The organism is Flavobacterium pasteuri, assembly GCF_048286615.1.
In the GTDB taxonomy this organism is placed as follows: Bacteria; Bacteroidota; Bacteroidia; order Flavobacteriales; family Flavobacteriaceae; genus Flavobacterium.
The window spans coordinates 319,271-339,827 of record NZ_JBLVPN010000004.1; the positions used below are offsets into that span (position 1 = coordinate 319,271).

At 33.1% G+C, this 20,557-nt stretch carries 23 protein-coding genes, 1 tRNA gene and 1 pseudogene; 10 read left to right on the forward strand and 15 right to left on the reverse strand.

Annotated features, from left to right (window positions below):
* Window positions 1-69 precede the first annotated feature (69 nt).
* The 6 genes from ACNQF6_RS08480 (at window position 70) to ACNQF6_RS08505 (ending at window position 6,322) form a co-directional block, all read left to right on the forward strand.
* Window positions 70-843 carry a tetratricopeptide repeat protein gene (locus tag ACNQF6_RS08480; RefSeq protein WP_417951781.1) on the forward strand — a complete coding sequence of 258 codons (774 nt, stop codon included), beginning with the start codon at window positions 70-72 and terminating at the stop codon, window positions 841-843.
* A 108-nt stretch (window positions 844-951) separates the two neighbouring features.
* On the forward strand, window positions 952-1,527 hold the full coding sequence (gene ribH, locus ACNQF6_RS08485; RefSeq protein WP_417964988.1) for a 6,7-dimethyl-8-ribityllumazine synthase: 576 nt from the start codon (window positions 952-954) through the stop codon (window positions 1,525-1,527).
* 187 nt (window positions 1,528-1,714) lie between these two features.
* Window positions 1,715-3,556, forward strand: a complete 1,842-nt coding sequence (gene mutL, locus ACNQF6_RS08490; protein ID WP_417964990.1) for a DNA mismatch repair endonuclease MutL — start codon at window positions 1,715-1,717, stop codon at window positions 3,554-3,556.
* Window positions 3,553-4,299: a rhomboid family intramembrane serine protease gene (locus tag ACNQF6_RS08495; RefSeq protein WP_417964992.1), complete on the forward strand. Its 747-nt coding sequence runs from the start codon at window positions 3,553-3,555 to the stop codon at window positions 4,297-4,299. Before mutL ends, ACNQF6_RS08495 begins: the two co-directional genes overlap by 4 nt.
* 61 nt (window positions 4,300-4,360) lie before the next feature.
* The gene (locus ACNQF6_RS08500; RefSeq protein ID WP_417964994.1) at window positions 4,361-5,230 is read left to right on the forward strand and encodes a rhomboid family intramembrane serine protease; all 870 of its coding nucleotides are present in this window, start codon (window positions 4,361-4,363) and stop codon (window positions 5,228-5,230) included.
* A gap of 45 nt (window positions 5,231-5,275) precedes the next feature.
* Window positions 5,276-6,322, forward strand: coding sequence for an endonuclease/exonuclease/phosphatase family protein (locus ACNQF6_RS08505; RefSeq protein WP_417964996.1), 1,047 nt, complete (start codon window positions 5,276-5,278; stop codon window positions 6,320-6,322).
* 16 nt (window positions 6,323-6,338) lie between these two features.
* On the opposite strand, the pseudogene ACNQF6_RS15725 reads toward ACNQF6_RS08505, so the two are convergent.
* The 9 genes and pseudogenes from ACNQF6_RS15725 to ACNQF6_RS08545 form a co-directional block, all read right to left on the reverse strand.
* Window positions 6,339-6,460 (reverse strand): annotated as a pseudogene (locus tag ACNQF6_RS15725) (WbqC family protein); the annotation flags it as partial.
* A gap of 15 nt (window positions 6,461-6,475) precedes the next feature.
* Window positions 6,476-7,087 (reverse strand): nucleotidyl transferase AbiEii/AbiGii toxin family protein, encoded by a 612-nt coding sequence (locus ACNQF6_RS08510; protein ID WP_417964998.1) that lies wholly within the window; start codon window positions 7,085-7,087, stop codon window positions 6,476-6,478.
* Complete coding sequence (locus ACNQF6_RS08515) at window positions 7,042-7,347, reverse strand: DUF6922 domain-containing protein (RefSeq protein WP_417965000.1); 306 nt, start codon at window positions 7,345-7,347, stop codon at window positions 7,042-7,044. The genes ACNQF6_RS08510 and ACNQF6_RS08515 overlap by 46 nt, the downstream gene beginning before the upstream one ends.
* Window positions 7,348-7,380: 33 nt before the next feature.
* Window positions 7,381-7,998, reverse strand: a complete 618-nt coding sequence (locus ACNQF6_RS08520; RefSeq protein WP_417965002.1) for a WbqC family protein — start codon at window positions 7,996-7,998, stop codon at window positions 7,381-7,383.
* A gap of 90 nt (window positions 7,999-8,088) precedes the next feature.
* Window positions 8,089-9,660: a signal peptidase I gene (gene lepB, locus ACNQF6_RS08525; RefSeq protein WP_417965004.1), complete on the reverse strand. Its 1,572-nt coding sequence runs from the start codon at window positions 9,658-9,660 to the stop codon at window positions 8,089-8,091.
* Between the two features lie 75 nt (window positions 9,661-9,735).
* Window positions 9,736-10,437 (reverse strand): 4-hydroxy-tetrahydrodipicolinate reductase, encoded by a 702-nt coding sequence (dapB, locus tag ACNQF6_RS08530; RefSeq protein WP_417965006.1) that lies wholly within the window; start codon window positions 10,435-10,437, stop codon window positions 9,736-9,738.
* Window positions 10,438-10,496: 59 nt separating this feature from the next.
* Window positions 10,497-11,057 carry a DUF5683 domain-containing protein gene (locus ACNQF6_RS08535; RefSeq protein ID WP_417965008.1) on the reverse strand — a complete coding sequence of 187 codons (561 nt, stop codon included), beginning with the start codon at window positions 11,055-11,057 and terminating at the stop codon, window positions 10,497-10,499.
* Window positions 11,057-11,956: a ParB/RepB/Spo0J family partition protein gene (locus tag ACNQF6_RS08540; RefSeq protein WP_417965010.1), complete on the reverse strand. Its 900-nt coding sequence runs from the start codon at window positions 11,954-11,956 to the stop codon at window positions 11,057-11,059. The genes ACNQF6_RS08535 and ACNQF6_RS08540 overlap by 1 nt, the downstream gene beginning before the upstream one ends.
* 4 nt (window positions 11,957-11,960) lie before the next feature.
* Window positions 11,961-12,728, reverse strand: a complete 768-nt coding sequence (locus ACNQF6_RS08545; protein WP_035667779.1) for a ParA family protein — start codon at window positions 12,726-12,728, stop codon at window positions 11,961-11,963.
* 499 nt (window positions 12,729-13,227) lie between these two features.
* Here ACNQF6_RS08545 and ACNQF6_RS08550 point away from each other — a divergent pair, with 499 nt between their 5' ends.
* From ACNQF6_RS08550 to trxB, 3 genes are all read left to right on the forward strand, one after another.
* On the forward strand, window positions 13,228-13,470 hold the full coding sequence (locus ACNQF6_RS08550) for a GIY-YIG nuclease family protein (RefSeq protein ID WP_282717723.1): 243 nt from the start codon (window positions 13,228-13,230) through the stop codon (window positions 13,468-13,470).
* 4 nt (window positions 13,471-13,474) lie between these two features.
* Window positions 13,475-13,549: transfer RNA gene (locus ACNQF6_RS08555), tRNA-Pro, on the forward strand.
* Between the two features lie 130 nt (window positions 13,550-13,679).
* Window positions 13,680-14,627 (forward strand): thioredoxin-disulfide reductase, encoded by a 948-nt coding sequence (gene trxB, locus ACNQF6_RS08560; protein ID WP_282717721.1) that lies wholly within the window; start codon window positions 13,680-13,682, stop codon window positions 14,625-14,627.
* 316 nt (window positions 14,628-14,943) lie between these two features.
* Here trxB and ACNQF6_RS08565 read toward each other — a convergent pair whose 3' ends face one another.
* From ACNQF6_RS08565 to ACNQF6_RS08585, 5 genes are all read right to left on the reverse strand, one after another.
* Entirely contained in the window at window positions 14,944-15,777 is an 834-nt protein-coding gene (locus ACNQF6_RS08565) for a GIN domain-containing protein (protein WP_417965013.1), read from the reverse strand.
* A gap of 85 nt (window positions 15,778-15,862) precedes the next feature.
* Window positions 15,863-16,603 carry a head GIN domain-containing protein gene (locus ACNQF6_RS08570; protein WP_417965014.1) on the reverse strand — a complete coding sequence of 247 codons (741 nt, stop codon included), beginning with the start codon at window positions 16,601-16,603 and terminating at the stop codon, window positions 15,863-15,865.
* Window positions 16,604-16,607: 4 nt separating this feature from the next.
* Window positions 16,608-18,368, reverse strand: coding sequence for a PspC domain-containing protein (locus tag ACNQF6_RS08575; protein WP_417965016.1), 1,761 nt, complete (start codon window positions 18,366-18,368; stop codon window positions 16,608-16,610).
* A gap of 2 nt (window positions 18,369-18,370) precedes the next feature.
* Window positions 18,371-18,703, reverse strand: coding sequence for a PadR family transcriptional regulator (locus tag ACNQF6_RS08580; RefSeq protein WP_099713267.1), 333 nt, complete (start codon window positions 18,701-18,703; stop codon window positions 18,371-18,373).
* A gap of 149 nt (window positions 18,704-18,852) precedes the next feature.
* Window positions 18,853-19,308, reverse strand: a complete 456-nt coding sequence (locus ACNQF6_RS08585; protein ID WP_417965018.1) for a DUF4870 domain-containing protein — start codon at window positions 19,306-19,308, stop codon at window positions 18,853-18,855.
* A gap of 153 nt (window positions 19,309-19,461) precedes the next feature.
* Here ACNQF6_RS08585 and ACNQF6_RS08590 point away from each other — a divergent pair, with 153 nt between their 5' ends.
* Entirely contained in the window at window positions 19,462-19,914 is a 453-nt protein-coding gene (locus ACNQF6_RS08590; RefSeq protein ID WP_417965019.1) for a DUF4442 domain-containing protein, read from the forward strand.
* Window positions 19,915-20,191: 277 nt separating this feature from the next.
* Here ACNQF6_RS08590 and ACNQF6_RS08595 read toward each other — a convergent pair whose 3' ends face one another.
* The gene (locus ACNQF6_RS08595) at window positions 20,192-20,536 is read right to left on the reverse strand and encodes a hypothetical protein (protein WP_417965021.1); all 345 of its coding nucleotides are present in this window, start codon (window positions 20,534-20,536) and stop codon (window positions 20,192-20,194) included.
* Window positions 20,537-20,557: the final 21 nt, after the last annotated feature.

Sequence of the window (20,557 nt, forward strand, 5' to 3'; positions counted from 1 at the left end):
ATATCGATAAAAATGGCTTTTAGATTTGAATAAAAATTTTATTTTTGCGACTCACTAAATTAAAAATAAATGGCTACTTACAATAAAAGAGGATATAAAGCACCAAAAGAAAAAGAAGTAAATGACGCGGTTGAAGCAGTACAAATTGATGAAAAAGACAGCACAACAGCTGGTGTTTTTTCAACATTAGACGAAACAGCTTCTAAAACTGAGGATTGGGTAGCTAAAAATCAGAAAGTTATTATTGGTTTAGTTGCCGCTGCTGCTATTTTTACAATTGGTTATTTAGGATACCAAAGATTCGTTGCTGCACCACAACAAGAGGAAGCAGCAAATGAAATGTTTGTAGCACAACAAAATTTCCAAAAAGCAACTGATGGAGTAGCAAGTGACTCATTATATAAACTATCTTTGAATGGTTCAGAAGGTAAATTTGGATTCTTAAAAATTGCTGATGAATATTCAGGAACTGATGCAGGAAATTTAGCTAATTATTATGCTGGAATTGCTTATTTGAATACAGGAAAATATACGGAAGCGATTGATTATTTAAGTAAATTTAAATCAGATGATATTGTTTTAGGAGCTTTGGCAAAAGGAGCAATTGGAGATGCTTATTCTCAAAAAAATCAACCGAAAGAAGCTTTAGAAAATTACGTGAAAGCTGCTGAATCAAATAAAAATGATTTCACTACGCCACGTTTCTTGTTAAAAGCTGGAAAAACAGCTTTGGCATTAGGAAATAAAGCAGATGCTTTGAAATATTTTACAGATATTAAAGACAATTTTGAAGGAACTCCAGAGGCTGCTTCAGTTGACGTTTTGATAGGATTAGCACAATAATAAAAAATGATAGTAAGATTTGGTGGTTTAAGATTGTAGATTTTTGATTTCAAAAAGCTACCTTTAATATCTGTAATCAAAAATCTAAAATCAAAATTTTAAAATAAAATGGCTACCGTAAATAAAAACTTATCCGATTACGATAAAAATTCAATCCCAAACGCGAAAGATTTTCGCTTTGGGATTGTTGTTTCAGAATGGAATGATTCCATAACTGAAGGACTTTATAGAGGCGCTATTGAAGCTCTTTTAGAAAACCAAGTTCCAGCTCAGCATATTATTCGCTGGAATGTTCCTGGAAGCTTTGAACTTATATATGGTTCAAAGAAAATGCTGCAAACACAAAACGTTGATGCTGTGATTGCTATTGGATGTGTAATTCAAGGGCAAACCAAACATTTTGATTTTGTGTGTGAAGGAGTAACGCAAGGCATAAAAGACCTGAATGTTCAAACGGATATTCCGGTTATTTTTTGTGTTTTGACTGATAATACTATGCAACAATCTATTGATAGAAGTGGAGGGATTCACGGTAACAAAGGTACTGAAGCAGCTATTGCGGCTATCAAAATGGCTTATATTCGCCAACAGGCTTCGTTCTCACATCAAATCGATAGCCAACATTTATTGTCAGCCGGATCTATTCAATTAGAAGAAGGGACACCTTTAGAGTTAAAGGAATAAATAATAAAAACACTAATTATTAAACCTATACTGTCTCATAAATAGTATAGGTTTTTTGTTTTTTTTATGATTAAATAAGCTACCATTCCCAATAGAAATTCATTAAATTTGTATTTCTTGGTTTTTTAATAAACTATTGTCACCCTGAGCGCAGTCGAAGGGCTAAACTTTAAACAACATTTTTTTAATGTCGAGTATAATTCAATTACTTCCTGATCATGTTGCCAATCAAATTGCTGCTGGAGAAGTCGTTCAAAGACCAGCTTCAGTTGTCAAAGAGTTGCTTGAAAACGCAGTTGACGCCAGGGCAACTGATATAAAATTAATTCTTAAAGATGCAGGTAAGGCATTAGTACAAGTGATTGATAATGGTTTAGGAATGAGCGTTACCGATGCACGTTTGTGTTTTGAACGTCACGCGACTTCCAAAATTCGTCAGGCAGAAGATTTATTTTCTTTGCACACTAAAGGGTTTCGTGGGGAAGCATTAGCATCTATTGCGGCGATTGCCCATATGGAAATGAAAACCAAGCAGGATCAAGAAGAACTTGGAACGCACATTGTTATTGAAGGCAGTAAGTTTGTGTCACAAGATGTTGCTGTTTTGTCAAAAGGGACTTCATTTGCTGTCAAAAATTTATTTTTTAATATTCCGGCGCGACGCAATTTCCTGAAATCGGATACGGTAGAATACCGCCATATTATTGATGAATTTCAGCGTGTTGCTTTGGCTCACCCAAAAATACATTTTACCTTTTATCACAACGGCAGCGAAATGTTTAATTTGCCACCATCTACTTTGCGACAACGAATTGTGAATGTTTTTTCAGGTAAAACCAATGAAAAATTAGTTCCGGTTCAGGAAGAAACTGAAATTGTGACGATACAAGGATTTGTGAGTAAACCTGAGTTTGCCAAAAAAAATCGTGGAGAACAGTTTTTCTTTGTCAATGATCGTTTTATAAAAAGCGGTTATTTGCATCATGCGGTTATGGCTGCCTATGACGGAATCTTGAAAGATGGTGCGCAACCCAGTTATTTTTTATATTTATCGGTGCCGCCAAATACTATTGATATCAACATTCATCCCACTAAAACGGAAATTAAGTTTGATGACGAACATGCATTATATGCTATTTTAAGAGCTTCCATAAAGCATAGTTTGGGACAATTTAATGTAGCTCCAGTTTTGGATTTTGATAGGGATTCTAATTTAGATACGCCCTATCATTATAAAGATTTAACGGGGGAAACGCCTACAATTCAAGTTGATGGAAACTTCAATCCGTTTTCCGAAGAAAAACCCAGCAAGCAATTTTCCAGTTACAGAAAACCGGAACTAAACGCTAATTGGGAAAGTTTATACGTAGGTTTAAAACAAGATACGGATGAAATAGGACAGATGACTTTCGAAAATGAAGAAGTGACTTCCTCTTTATTTAATGACGAAGAAGTAGAGCATTCTGTTCATAAAACCTATCAAATTCATAAAAAATATATTGTTTCGTCAATCAAATCAGGGATGGTAATTGTCGATCAGCAACGCGCGCATCAACGTGTTTTGTATGAGCAGTTTTTAGTAAATATGACAGTAAATCAGGCTTCTAGCCAGCAGTTATTATTTCCTTTGAACTTGTTTTTTTCGTCAAGCGAAATGAATCTTATCGCTGAGTTACAACTTTCGTTGATGAATACGGGATTTGTTTTCGAAGAAAATAACACCGATCATATTGTTATTTCGGGAATACCGGTAAATGTAACGGAGAGTGAAGTTTCACTGGTTTTAGAACAATTATTAAGTGATTTACAGGACGGAATTCCTGAAAGTAGTTTCAGTCAGAACGATACGATTGCCAAATCAATGGCCAAAAGTTTAGCGGTAAAAACCGGAACGCACCTTACAGAAAAAGAGCAGGAAAATTTGGTCAACGGGCTTTTTGCTTGTAAAGATCCTAATGTTTCCCCATTTAATAAACCCACTTTCATCACAATGCGTGTGGAAGATTTAGATAAAAAATTTGCATTATGAGAAACGTAACTGAGACAGTAAAACAATTAATAATTATAAATGTATTGTTTTTTGTAGGTACTCTGGTAATAGGTGATGCTGCCTATAAAATATTAGCTTTGTATTTTCCTGAAAATCCGAGTTTTCAATTGTGGCAACCGCTGACGCACATGTTCATGCATGGAGGTTTTATGCATATTTTTTTCAATATGTTCGCGTTGTATTCTTTTGGATCTGCTTTAGAGCAAATGTGGGGAAGTAAGAAATTCTTATTTTTCTATATTTCTTGTGGACTAGGCGCTGCTTTGTTGCATACCGGAGTTAATTATTACTATTTTCAAGAGAGTTTGAATACGCTTATAGCTAACGGATTTCCTAAACAAGAAATTTTGCAACTTTTAAATGAGGGTAAAATAGATACAAGATGGCAACAATTTATATCCGTTTCTGATTTTCAAAATTTCACAGGTGCTTATGTTGGTACTGCAGTTGGAGCTTCTGGGGCTATTTACGGAACGATAGTGGCGTTTGCTTTTATGTTTCCTAACGCTGAATTGGCTTTGATGTTTATTCCTGTGCCAATAAAGGCCAAATACTTTGTTCCTGGTTTAGTCTTAGTCGATTTGTATTTAGGTATTTCTGGAAAATCAATTTTTGGTGGCGGTGGAATTGCCCATTTTGCACACGTAGGAGGTGCTTTATTTGGTTTTATTATTATGTGGTATTGGAAGAAAAATCAGTTCAATAAAAATCGTTGGAATTAAAAATCTAATCCCTTTTAAAGTAGTACGGCCTAAATATCAGCTCTTAAATTCCAATTAAATTATGAATATTATTGACGACCTGAAATTACAATACAAGATGGGAGGAATAGTGACTCAGCTAATCTTTTGGAATGTAGCTTTGTTTGTTCTACCATGGTTGTTTTTTGCTCTTTTATCCTTGTTGGGTGTCAATATTGATTACATCCATTATGTGAGTTTGTCCTCTAATCCGGCAGATTTGCTTTGGAAACCCTGGTCGTTACTTTCGTATGCTTTTTTTCACAGTGGAATCATGCATATTATTTTTAATATGATTGTTATGAACTTCTCGGGCAGATTATTTATGACGTATTTTACGTCTAAGCAATTGTTGGGCTTGTACATATTGAGCGCCATTTTTGCAGGAATTAGTTATATTTTGGTATTTTACGTTTTAAGTATTAACGCTCCAATTGTAGGTGCTTCTGCCGCTATTATGGCTATTTTAGTAGCAACTACTACTTATCATCCTTTGATGGATCTCCGTTTATTGATTATTGGAAATGTCAAGTTGTGGCATATAACTGCCGTAATTATTATTGTTGATTTAATGCAACTGCGTTCAGAAAATATGGGTGGGCATATTTCTCATCTTTCTGGAGCTTTTTTTGGTTTTATTTTTATTAAATTGCTTCAAAATGGAACCGATTTAAGTACTGTTGTTACTCGTATTATAGATTTTTTTGCAAATTTGTTCAAAAAAAATACGTCAACACCATTCAAGAAAGTACATAAAAATTACAGTAAGCCTTTGGTAAAAAGCGTTTCAAAAATAGTTACAAAAGATAAATCTCAGCAGCAGATAGATGAAATTTTAGACAAAATCAGTCAGTCAGGTTATGATAGTCTGACAAAAGAAGAAAAAGAATTCTTATTCAAAGTTGGGAAATAAGTATCAATGAGATTTTAGCTATTGTTTTAATAAAAAATATAGAAAATGAAAAATCTTTCATGGTTTAATAAAGGAATGTTTTTTTTGAATATAGTCCTTACTATTGTGACTTTTATTGCCTATGTTCTACCTTTTTTGGCACCGAAATCTTTTCCTCTTTTATCCGTTTTGACACTTTTTATGCCGCTTTTTTTTATCTTAAATGGCTTGTTTTTTGTGTATTGGGCTTTGCAATTCAAAAAGCAATTGATAGTTTCGGGTTTGGTTTTATTGATAGGAATTACTTTTATAAATAAGTTTTATAAATTTTCTTCACCAGAGTTTCCTGTAGAAGAAAAAGATTTTACCGTAATGAGTTATAATGTTCGTCTGTTTAATGTTTTTAAATGGATTGACAGAGACGATGTTCCTTCGGATATTCTCACGTTTATTAATGATAAAAACCCTGATATATTGTGTATTCAGGAATACTCTTCCTCAGCTGATATTGATTTGAAAGTGTATCCACACCGATATATTTTTACTGATGGAAACCAAATTAAAACGGGACAGGCAATTTTCTCTAAATTTCCGATTATTGACCAAGGAAATATTATTTTTCCAAATTCAAGTAATAACGTTGTTTTTGCGGATGTAAAAAAAGGAAAAGACATTATAAGAGTGTATAATATGCACATTCAATCCATCAAAATTTCTCCTGATGTCAATGAAATTGATGAAAATATCGATGCGATTAATCAGCAGAAATCACAAATGTTATTTATTAGAATAAGTAAAGCCTTCAAGCAACAACAACAGCAAGCGGAGATATTTAAGGAACATAAAATGAAATGCACGTATCCAATTATCATTTGTGGCGACATGAACAATAGCGCGTTTTCTTATGTGTACCGAAGCATTAAAGGAAAGTTGAAAGATAGCTTTGAAGAAGCAGGGAATGGTTTTGGAGAGACCTATAAATTCAGGTACTATCCAGCCAGAATTGATTATATTTTTGCTGACGAAAAAATGAAAGTTAAGAAATTTGAAAATTTTCCAAAATTTATTAACTCAGATCACTTTCCTATTATGGCAAGATTGTCTTTGGAATAAAATTTAATTAGTAATTTTATTTTAGAATTAGATCTTGTTTTTTTAAATAATCCATTGCATATTTTTTCCGTCATTAAACAGCAAATCCAGAACACTAAGATTGTTGATAAAATCATGTTTATCATCAAAAACTTGCGTTTAGTTTTTATTAATTTAAACTAGATTAGATGCTGCTTTTACTATTGTGTTTTTTATTTCATTCCAATTAACCTTTTCAAACATAATTGGCATTTCTTCATTTTCAGCATCGTCGAAATAAGTTAAACTTTTTAAAACCATAAATTCAGAACCATCTGCATATTTTTTATTGTAAAATGAAAACAGTTCTTTTAGGGAGTATTTTTTCAGAAGAAAATACAAATCAATGAAATCCTTCCGACTTCCCCTTCCTGCTATAGCATTGAGTTTCATAGCTGCAACATCCTTGTCTGAAACCATTCGTATGTTTTTGATAGTATTTAGGCTTTCGATCAAAGGGTATTTATAGTTTACAAAATCAACTTTAATGCCATCTACGGAGAAAATAATGATACTTTTGCTCTTTTTTAGAGTAATAACTTTTCCAAAATTAGATAGTTCTTCGGTGAATTCGACTTCGTTTATTTCGGAATTCCCAAACATATCGATATCTATCGAAAAGCGATGCCCAATTTGTAATGCTAACGAAGTTCCACCAACGAGATTAAATTCTTCAAATAGTTCCGAAGTCATTATCTTGTTTAATAATTCCAGGAGTTTTGGTTCGATTGTTTGAGTTTGTAACATCTGAAATTGGATTTTTCTATTTGAAATAGGTTAGCTAAAAAAGAAAGTGTAACAGCATCCAAGCTCCTGAATTGAAGAGAAATGTTTTTTATTACTTCTAAACCGTAAACTTTTTTGATGATATTCCAATCGTTCATAACTCCAAATTCGAGTACCTTATAGATAATTTGCTCCTTTGATTTTTCGAAATCCAAAGACATTGTATTAACATCCCAAAAAATATGAGGAGATAATTCTGATATGGTGTAGTTGGTTTTCATTTAAACAAAGATATAAAATTGTTTTCAGTCTCATTATATTTTCTGTTGCTTCAAATAATCCAAAGCATATTTCCCTTCATTAAACAGCAAATCCAGAACACTAAGATTGTTGATAAAACCATGTTTGTCATCAAAAACCTGTGTGTAACTTTCGAATACAGAAAGGTCTTTTTTTCCGTTTACCAAACTCCTGAAATCTGTAATAACAGCAGTGTCTGCTTCATGAAAGTATTCCGTTGTGGTCGTATAATCCTGTTTTATACGGAAACATTTTGATAGGATATCAAAAACATCAAAATTTAAATCCAATAAAAAAGTATATTTTTTTTCGAAAATTGGTCTGATGTCATCTTCGAAAAACTCAAAAAAAGGAGAACTTCGGTATCCTGCTTCTAATGATTTGAAATGTTGTTTTTGCCAATCAAAATCAGTTTCAATTTTGATATCTTTTGTTTTTTGATGACTTTCTTTCGAATGTTTTACAGGGATGTTTAATAACTGAATTCCGTTTGGACTATAAATATATGTGCGGTTGCGGTTGGTTTGTTTCTGGAAATTATCTTCTATTTCAAAAGTAATGTTTTCCGATTGTAGCATCGCTGCAAAATGGCTAATCGACGGGAAATAGGTAGGATGGATAAGAATGTTCATATTTGTCTAAAGTTTTTAAAGTTATAAAGTCAAAAGTCATAAAGCTAGATTAAATAGAAACTTTATGACTTTTGACTTTGAAACTTTTGACTAATTTTTTGTCTCTTTTCTTTTTTTCCAAAAATATTCTCCAATGAAAAATGCTGCTAAAGCGAATAGGAAATATTTTAAATAAGATTGAGGTTGGCCTTCACCGCTAACAGTTGTAAAAACTCTGTCCCAACGAATTTTATTCAAACCTTTACCATTTGTATCCCAACTTAACCAGATAAAAATAGGTTTCCCTACAATATGATTTTCAGGAACAAATCCCCAATAACGGCTGTCTTCAGAGTTATGGCGGTTGTCACCCATCATCCAGTAATAATTTTGTTGGAAAGTGTAATCTTTAACTACTTTTCCGTTTAGTCTTATTTCGTTTCCTGTTACTTTAAGGTCGTTTTTATCTCCATTTTCATTTGTTTCATAATCATTAATTATGGTTTTATAAAATGGTAATGATTCTGTTGTTAAAGCGACAGTTTTTCCTTTTTCTGGAATATAGACAGGACCGTAGTTGTCACTATTCCACTTATTGATGTGTGGGAAGATACTGTTGTCAATATCTTTTGATATTTGTCTTGTAACGGCAGTAACACCGGGTATGTTTTTCAATCTTTCCGCTCCTTCAGCTGTCAAAGCCCTAAAGAGTAATGTATCTCTTCGAGTTTCATTAGTAAAGTAAACTGGATCAGTTATGTCCATCTCTTTAAGTAAATGCTCAAAGTCAATTGACGTTTTTCCGTCTAATGCTACTTTATAAGAGAATTGTGGTTTTGCTCTATCAGGTAATTCCAATAATTTACCATCAATATAAATCATACCGTCTTTTATAGATAAGTTGTCGCCAGGGATTCCAACACATCTTTTTACATAATTTGATTTCTTGTCTACCGGTTTAAAAGCACGTCTTTTTGAAGTGTCAAAAAACCTATAAACAGTATCAACCGGCCAGTTAAATACAACGATATCCGTTCTGTTTATGTTTTGAATTCCTGGTAATCTTAAATAAGGTAATTGCGGCCAAGTTAAGTATGATTTTTTTTGAAGTAAAGGTATCGAATCGTGAACCATAGGCAATGCAACAGTAGTCATAGGAATTCTAGCGCCATAATTCATCTTGCTTACAAATAAAAAGTCACCTACCAATAAGGATTTTTCCAAGGAAGAGGTAGGAATTGTGTACGGTTGAATTAAATAGGTGTGAACCAAAGTAGCTACTATAACTGCAAAAAGCAATGAGCTAACGGTATCAGCAGCTTTGTTTTCGGGGCTTAAGCTTCTGTCAGCTATGTAATTTAATTTTTGGGTATAATTGACATAATAGATGTAAAATCCAAGAGTTACAATTCCTAAAAAAGTATCTAATCCAGATCGTTTTCCAAAACTTCTCAATGTTTCTACCCAGATTACCGGAAACATTATCAAATTGATAATTGGGATAAAAAGTAAAATGGTCCACCAAGTAGGGCGGCCTATTATTTTCATCAAAACAATAGCATTGTATACTGGAATAGCGGCTTCCCAACTTTTCCTTCCTGCGCTTTCATATAATTTCCATGTTCCTAAAAAGTGAACTATTTGTACAAGCAGAAAAAATATAAACCATTGATATACTGACATAGTTTTTTGTTTAAAGTTTAAAGTTTAAAGTTTAAGGTTGTTTCGTAAGCGATTTTCCTAAAACCGAGTATAATTTTATTTTAAGTCTAAAACATCTTTCATTGTAAAAACACCTTGCTTTCCTATAATCCATTCTGCTGCAATTACAGCACCTAGAGCAAAACCTTCACGATTGTGTGCTGTGTGTTTTATTTCGATAGCATCAACAACAGAATTGTATGTTACGGTGTGTGTTCCGGGAACAGTTCCTATTCTTTTTGCTTCGATATGAATTTGCTTCGCTTCAGGTTTTTCTAATGTCCAGTTGGTGTATGAACTGTTTTCAATTACTCCTTTGGCTAATGATATCGCTGTGCCACTTGGTGCATCTAGTTTTTGAGTATGATGAATTTCTTCCATTTCTACTTTATAACTGTCAAATTTTGACATGATTTTTGCCAAATATTCATTGAGTTCAAAGAAAATATTCACACCTAAACTAAAGTTAGAACTGGAGATAAAACCACCGTTTTTAGCTGTACAAAGTGCCACCATTTCATCATAATGTTCTAACCAGCCTGTTGTTCCTGAAATCACAGGGACATTAGCATGGAAACAACTGGAGATATTAGGGACTGCAGCTGTTGGAACACTGAAATCAATAGCTACATCAGCAGTTGAAAGACCATCAAAAGTATTGTTTTCATCTTTTTTCAAAACGATTTCATGTCCTCTTTCCAGTGCAATTCTTTCAATTACCTGACCCATTTTTCCGTATCCTAAAAGCGCAATTTTCATTTGTTTTTTATATTTATAAATTAAAATTTTAAAGATGAATGGAGTATTCTGTTTTCAATCTAAAAATTATAATTAAATGTTAGTCCTACATTAGTCTTGAATGTTACATCATTTGGATAAAGAACTGGTCTTACTGATAAGTTTTCATCCACATTGAATTGTATTAAAGCAGCATCGACATTAGCATCTATGATATTTAATGCATAAAAAGCTAAAGTTACCAAAGCTGATAAATCTCGATTTCTTTGATAAAATTTTTGTCCGGCAATCAATCGATTATTATCTAAGAAAGCCAAATCATCGGTAGTGTACCCTTCAAGTCTGCTTTTGTAAGCATCTCTGTATTTATGGTATTTCCTGTTGTTGTCAATATAAAAGTAAACACTGGTTCCTAAAGCTCCGTAAACGAGCGGTATTTTCCAGTATTTTTTATTGTAAGCCTGACCTAAGCCAGGCAAAATTGCTGAAAAGAAAGCTGCTTTTGCAGGAGTCAATGGATCAATGTCATTTGATTTCAAAGTATCTTTTGCGACAAGTACTGCTTCTGTTTCCGTTTGGGCAAAAACAGTAGTGTTTCCTGCAATAAAAAGGAATAGACCTATGAAAATGATTTTATGCACTACTCGTTTATTAATTTAATAATTCTGTTGAAGTCTTCTTCAGAATGAAATGGAATAGTGATTTTTCCTTTGCCGTTTCCGGCTACTTTCACATCGACTTTGGTTCCGAAATAATTTGTAAAAGTACTTTTATGGGAATCTGCAATTTCAAATGAAGCTGCTTTTGGTTTACCGGCAGGTTTTGGTTTTAAACTTTCCTGATAGTTTTTTACTAAAGCTTCGGTATCACGAACGGATAGATTTTGACTGACGATTTTTTGATAAATATCAGTTTGAATGTCTTGATCTTCGATGTTGATAATTGCACGACCATGACCCATACTGATGAAACCATCACGAATTCCGGTTTGGATGATTGGGTCTAGTTTTAAAAGTCTCAAATAATTAGCGATAGTAGAACGTTTTTTTCCTACACGCTCACTCATTTGTTCCTGAGTCAATTGAATTTCATCAATCAAACGTTGGTACGAAAGTGCAATCTCAATTGGATCTAAATCATGGCGTTGGATGTTTTCCACCAAAGCCATAACCAATGATTCGTTGTCATTTGCAATACGAATGTAAGCAGGAACTGTTTTCAATCCCACAAGTGTCGACGCACGAAGACGACGCTCACCCGAAATCAATTGGTATTTATTGAAGTCTAATTTACGTACGGTAATAGGCTGAATAACGCCTAATTCTTTGATAGAAGTCGCTAATTCTCTCAACGATTCCTCATTGAAATTACTTCTTGGCTGAAACGGATTTATTTCAATTGCTTCAATTTCAAGCTCAATGATATTTCCTACAACTTTATCGGCATTTTTATCGTCAACGGATTTTATATCGTTTTCCGGATCTTTCAATAGTGCAGATAATCCTCTTCCTAAGGCTTGTTTTTTTATTGCTTTTGCCATAAAACTATTTACTGTTTTTCTTTATAACTTCTTGAGCAAGATGCAAGTAATTAGTAGCTCCTTTGCTTGTTGCATCGTAGTTTATTATACTTTCTCCAAAGCTTGGCGCTTCGCTCAGTTTTACATTTCTTTGAATAATAGTGTCAAAAACCATATCGTTGAAATGTTTTTGAACCTCTTCAACTACTTGGTTTGATAAACGCAATCTCGAATCAAACATGGTTAATAATAACCCTTCGATGTCTAAATCCGGATTGTGAATTTTTTGGATGCTTTTTATCGTATTCAATAATTTTCCTAAACCTTCTAGTGCAAAATACTCACATTGAATAGGAATAATCACAGAGTCAGCAGCAGTCAAAGCATTCAACGTAAGCAAACCAAGAGATGGCGCACAATCGATAATGATATAATCGTACTCGTCTTTGATACTTTCCAATGCTTTTTTAAGCATATATTCCCTGTTTTCTTTATCGACTAATTCGATTTCAATTGCAACAAGGTCAATATGTGATGGAATTACGTCCACATTTGGAGCAGAACATTTTATGATGGCCTCTTTTGGCGTATGACTATGTTCCAGAATTTGATACGTACCTATCTCTACAGATTCAACATCAATTCCTAATCCTGAAGAGGCATTTGCCTGTGGATCAGCATCAATAAGTAATACTTTTTTTTCTAAAACACCCAGTGAAGCAGCTAGATTAACTGACGTTGTCGTCTTTCCAACTCCACCTTTTTGATTAGCAATCGCGATGATTTTGCCCATTTATTTTTCTAAATTTTGAACCGTAAAAATACAATTATTTATGGTTTCTAAAAATCTATTTTGTTAACATTTGTTAAAGCTTGATTAGTCGCTATTTGACAATTCCTATTCTTAAAATGGATTTCATTTTTTAGGAGCTATTCCTGCTGTGCGTTACAAGTTCTTGAGTTGTTCCCAGTTTTTTCTAAAGCCATAAAAGGAGCTTCCTTTGGTCGCTCTTTTCTGCCAAGAAAAAATCGGGAGAAGCTCTTCGAAGCTTTTCACTGCCATCTGGGCTAGGGCAGTTGTAGCTGAATTATGCTGTGGAAAAACAAATTTATTTTAGATTTTCAGACTAATTTTCGAACCAAATAAATTTAGTCCTTATTTCTGAAATAGTTTTGCATAAGCCAAAAATAGTACTATATTTGCACCCGCTTTCGGGGTGTAGCGTAGCTCGGTTATCGCGTCACGCAGTGCGTGAAGACCACAGTCACGAATCAAAAACTTACACCAAGATATGTACACCGTATATATTATATTTAGTAAAAGTTATTTAAAATATTATACTGGTCAAACTGATGATCTTGAAAACAGATTAAATAGACATAACTCTGGATTGAGTTTATCTACAAAATCAGGAAAGCCATGGGAGTTGATTTATCAAATACAACTTTCAACACGTTCAGAAGCTATGATTTTAGAACAAAAAATTAAAAAAAGAGGAGCCAAAAGATATCTTGAAGATATTAGTTTCTTTTAATATTCGGGGTGTAGCGTAGCTCGGTTATCGCGCCTGCTTTGGGAGCAGGAGGCCGCAGGTTCGAATCCTGCCACCCCGACAAATTGATCCTTTCTGTTCTCACAGAAGGGATTTTTTTATTCCAGCATAATTAAAACTGATACTTCTAGTTCAGTATTCCAGCAATAATATCCTATTTTTGCACTGTTAAATTCAAAAGAAACATCAATATGTCAGATACAATCGAAAAAATTAAATGTCTTATTATAGGTTCTGGTCCAGCAGGTTATACTGCAGCAATATATGCCGCCAGAGCAAACATGAATCCTGTTTTATACCAAGGAATGCAGCCAGGTGGACAGCTAACAACTACTAATGAAGTAGAAAATTGGCCTGGTAATCCTGAAGGAATTACGGGTCCGGAAATGATGGTAGGATTACAAGCACAAGCACAACGTTTTGGAACTGATGTGCGTGATGGTTGGGCTACAAGAGTTGATTTCTCGGGCGATATTCATAAAGTATGGATCAATGATACTATAGAATTACATTGCGAAACAGTAATTATTTCTACTGGAGCATCAGCTAAATATTTAGGGATGCCATCAGAACAACACTATTTAAAAATGGGTGGCGGAGTTTCTGCATGTGCTGTTTGTGACGGTTTTTTCTATAGAAACCAAGAAGTAGTAATTGTTGGGGCTGGAGATTCAGCTTGTGAAGAAGCACACTATTTGTCTAAACTTTGTAAAAAAGTAACCATGTTAGTGCGTAGCGAAAAATTTAGAGCTTCTAAAATAATGGAAGAACGCGTTCGCAAAACCGAGAACATTACCATATTAATGAATCACGATACTGTTGAAGTATTAGGAGATGAGCAAGTTGTTACTGGGGTAAAGGCTTTGAATAAAACAACAAATGAAGTTTTTGATATTCCTGCAACTGGTTTCTTCGTAGCTATTGGTCACAAACCAAATACTGATATTTTCAAAGATTATATCACATTAGACGAAACGGGATATATTATCAATACTCCTGGAACTTCAAAAACTAATGTTGAAGGCGTTTTCGTAGCGGGTGATGCAGCAGATCATGTATATCGTCAAGCGATAACTGCAGCTGGAACTGGTTGTATGGCTGCTCTTGATGCCGAAAGATATTTGGCTTCTAAAGAATAATCAGAGTTTTTTTTAGGTAAAAGATAATTAATACCATTGATTAGTTCATTAAAGTCCAAATTTTTTTTGTCAGTTCGAGCGCAGTCGAGATGTCATAACGGTTCTCGACTGCGCTCGAACTGACAATTGGACTATTTTATAATAACAAATGGTATAACGGATAGATATTAGATTTGTTAAGAAATTTTCTGTCCCTTTAACTTTTCAAATTAAAAAAGTCCCATTTGCCTTAGCAAGTGGGACTTTTTGTTGGTTAGGATATATGTTAATCAATTCTGTTCTTTCTCCCTCTCCTTTGGAGAGGGCGGGGAGAGGATTATTTCAACTTTTTTATCAATTTTGCTTCGTCGGCAAATTTCCGTATTTCAATTTTTGGAGCACCTACAAGTTGGATTTCTGATTTATTTGCGGCATCAATAACCACGGCTGTTTCAGTAAATAAACTGCAGCTGGAATAGCTTTCGGTGGTGATATCCGCATTTTTTGTGGTAAACTTGTTTCCGGTAAATGAGGCATTGTTGTCTAATCGAATGACAGTATTTGTAGCGGTTCCTTCAAGCGTTGCATCTGCTTTTTGATACATATCTACTTTCAAATCTGTAGTGTTGACTAAGGCTTTTAGAGAGGCGTTTTTACTTAATTCTATTGTGGTATTTTCTGATTTTAAATTGAGTTCTGTTTTTGATTTATCATCAGATTGTAACACGAATTTTTTGGCATTCACATTCAAAAACAGTTTGGATGCATCGTGTGCTTTTAGTGTAAAATCATTTAATAAAATTTCCTGAATCGCATTTACAGTTGTTTCATTTTTAGACGTTACCATATTCAAATCATTTGTATAGGTTACTCTAACAATCATTTTTTTATAAGTAGAGGCTTGTTTTGTAGTGTAAATATGAAGCATATTGTCTCTCAAATCTAGCGAAATAATATCGTGTAAGTTGTCGTCGGCTTCAATTTTTAGTTCGGTTTTTTCACCTCTTTCTAGATATACTTCGAGATTGTCTTCAACAGTAAGCGATGTGAAATTCCCTACTTCCCTTTGTTCTATAGTTACTGTTTTTGAGCCCTTTATTTTTTCCTTTTTCTGTGCAAATAAAAATGTAGTTGATAAAAGAAGTAGAAGTATAGCTGTATTTTTTTTCATATTCATTTGGGTTAGTGTCTACACAAATATAAAAAAATCATCCACTTATGATGGATGATTTTTTGATTTTTAGTAAAATGATTTGTTATTCTTGATGAATACTCCCTCCGGAATTGGTTTCTTTTCGAATTGATTTTGGAACTTTGTTATAATTTACGTTTCCTCCGCTAGAAGCTTCTGCATCTAAACTTACAATGGGATGCGTGTTGATGGTGGCTCCACTTGAAGCTTCGGCATTAACTTCATTTGCTAATAAGTTTTTGGCGTCAATTTCGCTTCCACTTGATGCATTTGCTTTCATTTTTAATCCCATTCCATCAATGGTGATACTGCTTCCGCTACTAGAATCACAAGTAATATCATCTGCTTCGATATTCAGGTCAATAGTGCCCGCACTAGAGGTGTTTAGTGTAATATTTTCTCCTTTGATAGTATTTGTACTTGTGATTGATGCGCTGCTATTGGCTTCTAATTGTTCGATAACAGGCATTTTTACAATTACTTTTTTAGATTTCGTATTGATAAAAGAATTTTTATCGCAATAAATAACGAGTGTGCCATTTTCAACTTTTGTAAAAATGTGTTTCTGCAAATTATCATCAGCCTCAACTACTATTTCAGTTACGTCTGATTGTTCAATGACAAGATCGATAGCATTACTGACTTCTATGTTTTTAAAATCACCCTCCACATTTCTTCTTTCAGTGGTGACATTTCCGCTTCCTTTAATTGATTGTAAGTTTATGGAATGGTTACACGATGCAAATAGTAAGGCAGTTAACGCAACCAGAATAAATTTTGTAATTAATGTGATGATTTTTAACATAGCTTTAATTTTTAATGATTATACCATTTTTGCTTACTGACAAACCTTTTTTGGTTCCAGCTTCATTCACTGTTACCGTTTCTCCGTTTACTTTTACAGTAGTAGTTGTAATACTGTCATTTTCGGTTACTTTTCCAGTAATGTTTACTTCTACATTATCACCGTTTTCATTTACATCAACATCGTTATACTCATTTTCATCAGTAGGACAATTTAAACATTTTATTTGAGAATTCTCTACTTTGTAAATGTAATTGTCTGAACTGTAGTGTAAGTTAAAAAATGAATCGTCAGATCTGTCGTAATTTTGTACTGAAGTATCTGGTTTCAGCAGGATTCCTTCTGGTAGGTATAAAAATATTTCCACTTCCTGGTCACGAAATTTATTAGCTACTTCTGTCAATAAATAATTGTCTAAAATCAACTGATTTCCTTCAATTTTGATAGCGTATTTTATTTTTTCGGCTCTTCGTTTTGCATCTTGAAATGATTTACCTCTAGCTATTTTTTCAATTTGAATGAAAGGTAATTTCTCGTCTGTGCGTAAGATTTCTAGACTTACATTATTGGAATAAATCAATTGAGTGTTAGCTGAATCCTGAACAAACTTGAAGCTTTCTCTGTCATCAATGTCTTTAGTGTAATACTCATTGTATCTGAATTTTACAAACAAAGTGTCATTTGGCAATACATTAATTGTTTCTTTCTGAACTGTTTTTCCTTCGTAAGCCACTTCTGATGCTTGTTTTATTCCTATTGAAATTAGTATCGCTATGGCAATTATCCAAAGTGCTAGTAATGTATATTTAGCAATATTTCCAATTGATTTCATGGCTGGAGATAGTAATTTGAAACCTAAAAGTGTCAAGAAAAAGAACGGAATTCCAACAGCAAAGAACATTAACAATCCAAAAGACCATATTGGGTAATCCGTGAAATTTCCTGCTTCAATGAAACTCTGCCATGGCACATCAATAAAATCTGAAGAACCTAAAGTGAAAACAGCAATTAGTAAAGAAATTAATGTTGCAATTCCTGTGATGATTAAAATTACTCCTAAAAACTTTGCAAAAATCTTGAAAACTGTCATGATAAAATCACCAAAAGAATTTCCTATTTTCCCAGCACCCGTTTTTATTTGATTGCCATATTTGTCGTAATCTACATTTTTTATTTTACCAGAAACGCTTTCAAACTCTTCACGTACTTTTTTTTCGATATTCGAAATATTTACCGGTTCTCCAGTCATTTCCAGTTTTTCGGATGTGGTAACGGCCTCAGGAGTTACAATCCATAGAATGATATAGGCCAAAATTCCAGTTCCAAATCCAGCAAAAACTAATAGTATTAGAACGATTCTGATCCATACGGCATCAATTCCAAAATAATGACCTAATCCAGCTGAAACACCGCCAATCATACCTTTTTCTTTATCACGGTATAATTTTTTTGTTCTTCTGTTTGAACTATCACTAAAGGTTTGAGAGCCTTTCAACTCATCTTCAATAATGTAATCTTCCGGTTGTCCCATTACGGCAATAACCTCATCTACATCTTTTAAACCCACAACATGTTTGTCGCTTATTTGTTTCTCATTCAATAATTCTGAAACACGCATTTCGATATCTTTTATGATTTCATCATGTCCAGATGAATTAGATAAAGAACGTTTTATGGCATCAAAATAGCGAGTTAATTTTTGGTATGCATCTTCATCTATATGAAAGAACATTCCGCCTAGATTTATATTTACAGTTTTGTTCATGACTATTGTTTTTGGTTGGTTATAAGGTTTACGGCATCAGATAATTCAGTCCAAGTGCCACTAAGTTCTTTTAAAAATGTTTGTCCTATTTCTGTTAGACCATAATATTTTCTTGGTGGTCCTGATGTGGATTCTTCCCAACGATAGTTGAGCAATCCATCATTTTTCAATCGGGTTAGCAGCGGGTAAATAGTTCCCTCTACAACTAATAATTTTGCGTTTTTTAATGTGTCTAATATTTCCGATGTGTATGCATCTTTTTCTTTTAATACGGATAAGATGCAAAACTCGAGAACACCTTTACGCATCTGGGCTTTTGTGTTTTCAATGTTCATAATTTCTTTTTTTTGATTTTGTGTTGATTAAACGGTTCATTTTTTGATTGATGATTGATTTGTTTTTGCGAGGAACGAAGCAATTGTTTCTTGCTGTTTGGTTCGCTTTATTTATTACGTTTGTTCGCTTTTAATCCATTTTATATCTCCTACTTAATAAAAGGAATCGTTATTGGATATTTGTATTTTTCTCCATTTGATGTTTTGATTGAAGCATAAATGATTAAAAAGAATTCAGCCACTTTCAAAAGACCAAAAATTAAAACAGCAACTAATCCTACTGTTAACATTCCGATGTTTCCTTCAAAGTTAAAATTTCTAAAAACAAAATCGTGATCATTTACTACAGCTTCGAAAGGAACATTTTTAAACAGTGTGATTAAAAATGTTGGAACTGCAATTAGTATTAACACTAAAGAATACAATAATAAACTTAACTGAAAATTAAGTACTTGTTTTCCGTGGTGATCCACAAATTCAGAACTTTCCTTTTTTGAAGTCCAAAGTAGTATTGGAAAAATATAATTTCCAAAAGGAATAAAATATTGAGTCAATGTACTCAAGTGTGTAAATGTTGCGATGTTTTTTTCGGTTGTTGTTTCCATGATTAAAAGTATATAGTAATTTCTTATGCAAATATATATCTAAAAGACAGTATCTTGTTTCGCATAGTACCAAATATTAACATAATATTAACAAATTAATTTATTATGTACGCATAGTATTTTTTTGTATTTTAGCAAAAAACCTAGCTATATATGAAACTTACAGCATCAAAACTTAATAAATTTCTCTTATTTAAATTACCGTCGGCATTTATCTGTGGTGTACGTGTAAAAGAGATAGATGAAAACAAATGTGTGGTATCAGTAAAACACCGTTGGATTAATCAAAACCCGTTTAATTCTATGTATTTTGCTGTACAAGCGATGGCTGCCGAGCTTTCTACAGGAGCTTTAGTAATGTTCCAAATTCAAAAAAGCGGTAGGAAAATATCGATGCTTGTTGCTAACAATAAAGGGAACTTTACAAAAAAAGCAACGGGTAGAATCACTTTTACCTGTACAGATGGTTATTTAATTGAACAAGCAATTGAAAGAACAATTGCTACCGGAGAAGGACAAACTTTCTGGATGAAGTCTATTGGAACAGATGAAAAAGGAGTTCAAGTTTCTGAAATGGACTTTGAATGGAGTGTAAGAATCAAATAAGAAACACTTAGTTATTTATAAAAAATAGAAAACGCCTCTAAATCTAGAGGCGTTTTTTATAGAAAAAAGAAATTTATTGGTGTCAAATTTAGTTTAAAACTATGGGCTTTTAGTATATTTTCCTTTCAGATTCTAAAAACTTTACCACGAAATCCACAAATTAATTCGTGCTAATTTGTGGAATTCTTGACAAAAAATAAGTTTTGTAACCGTGGATACTTTTAGTCTGCCAACCAAATCTATGGACTTTCAGTCCATAGTAGTGTAGTTTTTTAGATTAACACTTTTTTCCGCTTGCTTTTGCTGATGATGCATTACACTTTTTTCCTTCAGCCTTACATTTTGCTTGACATTTTTCTATTTCATCTGCATTCATTGCTTTTGATTTTGAATTTTTTTTAGCACAACAAGATTCTTTTTTAGCTTTTTCTCTTGTGGTAGTTTTACTTTCTTGCGCACTAAGATTAAGAGTCAAAAATGCTATTGCTATACATGCTATTATCTTTTTCATTTTTATAAATTTAAATGGTTTTTCTTTTTTATTTGGATGTAAATCCAAAATTATTAATTCAAATATAAATAATAATATAATAAAAACACTTATAAAAATTAAAACGCTCATAACGGATCTTTAAAATCTTGT

Excerpts from the sequence above, each read along its gene's own strand:
- lepB (WP_417965004.1), bottom strand. The coding sequence starts at position 9,660 with ATGTCAGTATATCAATGGTTTATATTTTTTCTGCTTGTACAAATAGTT.
- ACNQF6_RS08595 (WP_417965021.1), bottom strand. The coding sequence starts at position 20,536 with ATGAGCGTTTTAATTTTTATAAGTGTTTTTATTATATTATTATTTATA.
- ACNQF6_RS08575 (WP_417965016.1), bottom strand. The coding sequence starts at position 18,368 with ATGAACAAAACTGTAAATATAAATCTAGGCGGAATGTTCTTTCATATA.
- ribH (WP_417964988.1), top strand. The coding sequence starts at position 952 with ATGGCTACCGTAAATAAAAACTTATCCGATTACGATAAAAATTCAATC.
- ACNQF6_RS08565 (WP_417965013.1), bottom strand. The coding sequence starts at position 15,777 with ATGAAAAAAAATACAGCTATACTTCTACTTCTTTTATCAACTACATTT.
- dapB (WP_417965006.1), bottom strand. The coding sequence starts at position 10,437 with ATGAAAATTGCGCTTTTAGGATACGGAAAAATGGGTCAGGTAATTGAA.
- ACNQF6_RS08515 (WP_417965000.1), bottom strand. The coding sequence starts at position 7,347 with ATGAAAACCAACTACACCATATCAGAATTATCTCCTCATATTTTTTGG.
- ACNQF6_RS08585 (WP_417965018.1), bottom strand. The coding sequence starts at position 19,308 with ATGGAAACAACAACCGAAAAAAACATCGCAACATTTACACACTTGAGT.
- ACNQF6_RS08500 (WP_417964994.1), top strand. The coding sequence starts at position 4,361 with ATGAATATTATTGACGACCTGAAATTACAATACAAGATGGGAGGAATA.
- ACNQF6_RS08580 (WP_099713267.1), bottom strand. The coding sequence starts at position 18,703 with ATGAACATTGAAAACACAAAAGCCCAGATGCGTAAAGGTGTTCTCGAG.
- ACNQF6_RS08495 (WP_417964992.1), top strand. The coding sequence starts at position 3,553 with ATGAGAAACGTAACTGAGACAGTAAAACAATTAATAATTATAAATGTA.
- ACNQF6_RS08505 (WP_417964996.1), top strand. The coding sequence starts at position 5,276 with ATGAAAAATCTTTCATGGTTTAATAAAGGAATGTTTTTTTTGAATATA.
- ACNQF6_RS08550 (WP_282717723.1), top strand. The coding sequence starts at position 13,228 with ATGTACACCGTATATATTATATTTAGTAAAAGTTATTTAAAATATTAT.
- ACNQF6_RS08590 (WP_417965019.1), top strand. The coding sequence starts at position 19,462 with ATGAAACTTACAGCATCAAAACTTAATAAATTTCTCTTATTTAAATTA.
- ACNQF6_RS08510 (WP_417964998.1), bottom strand. The coding sequence starts at position 7,087 with ATGTTACAAACTCAAACAATCGAACCAAAACTCCTGGAATTATTAAAC.
- ACNQF6_RS08545 (WP_035667779.1), bottom strand. The coding sequence starts at position 12,728 with ATGGGCAAAATCATCGCGATTGCTAATCAAAAAGGTGGAGTTGGAAAG.
- ACNQF6_RS08520 (WP_417965002.1), bottom strand. The coding sequence starts at position 7,998 with ATGAACATTCTTATCCATCCTACCTATTTCCCGTCGATTAGCCATTTT.
- ACNQF6_RS08480 (WP_417951781.1), top strand. The coding sequence starts at position 70 with ATGGCTACTTACAATAAAAGAGGATATAAAGCACCAAAAGAAAAAGAA.
- mutL (WP_417964990.1), top strand. The coding sequence starts at position 1,715 with ATGTCGAGTATAATTCAATTACTTCCTGATCATGTTGCCAATCAAATT.
- ACNQF6_RS08540 (WP_417965010.1), bottom strand. The coding sequence starts at position 11,956 with ATGGCAAAAGCAATAAAAAAACAAGCCTTAGGAAGAGGATTATCTGCA.
- trxB (WP_282717721.1), top strand. The coding sequence starts at position 13,680 with ATGTCAGATACAATCGAAAAAATTAAATGTCTTATTATAGGTTCTGGT.
- ACNQF6_RS08570 (WP_417965014.1), bottom strand. The coding sequence starts at position 16,603 with ATGTTAAAAATCATCACATTAATTACAAAATTTATTCTGGTTGCGTTA.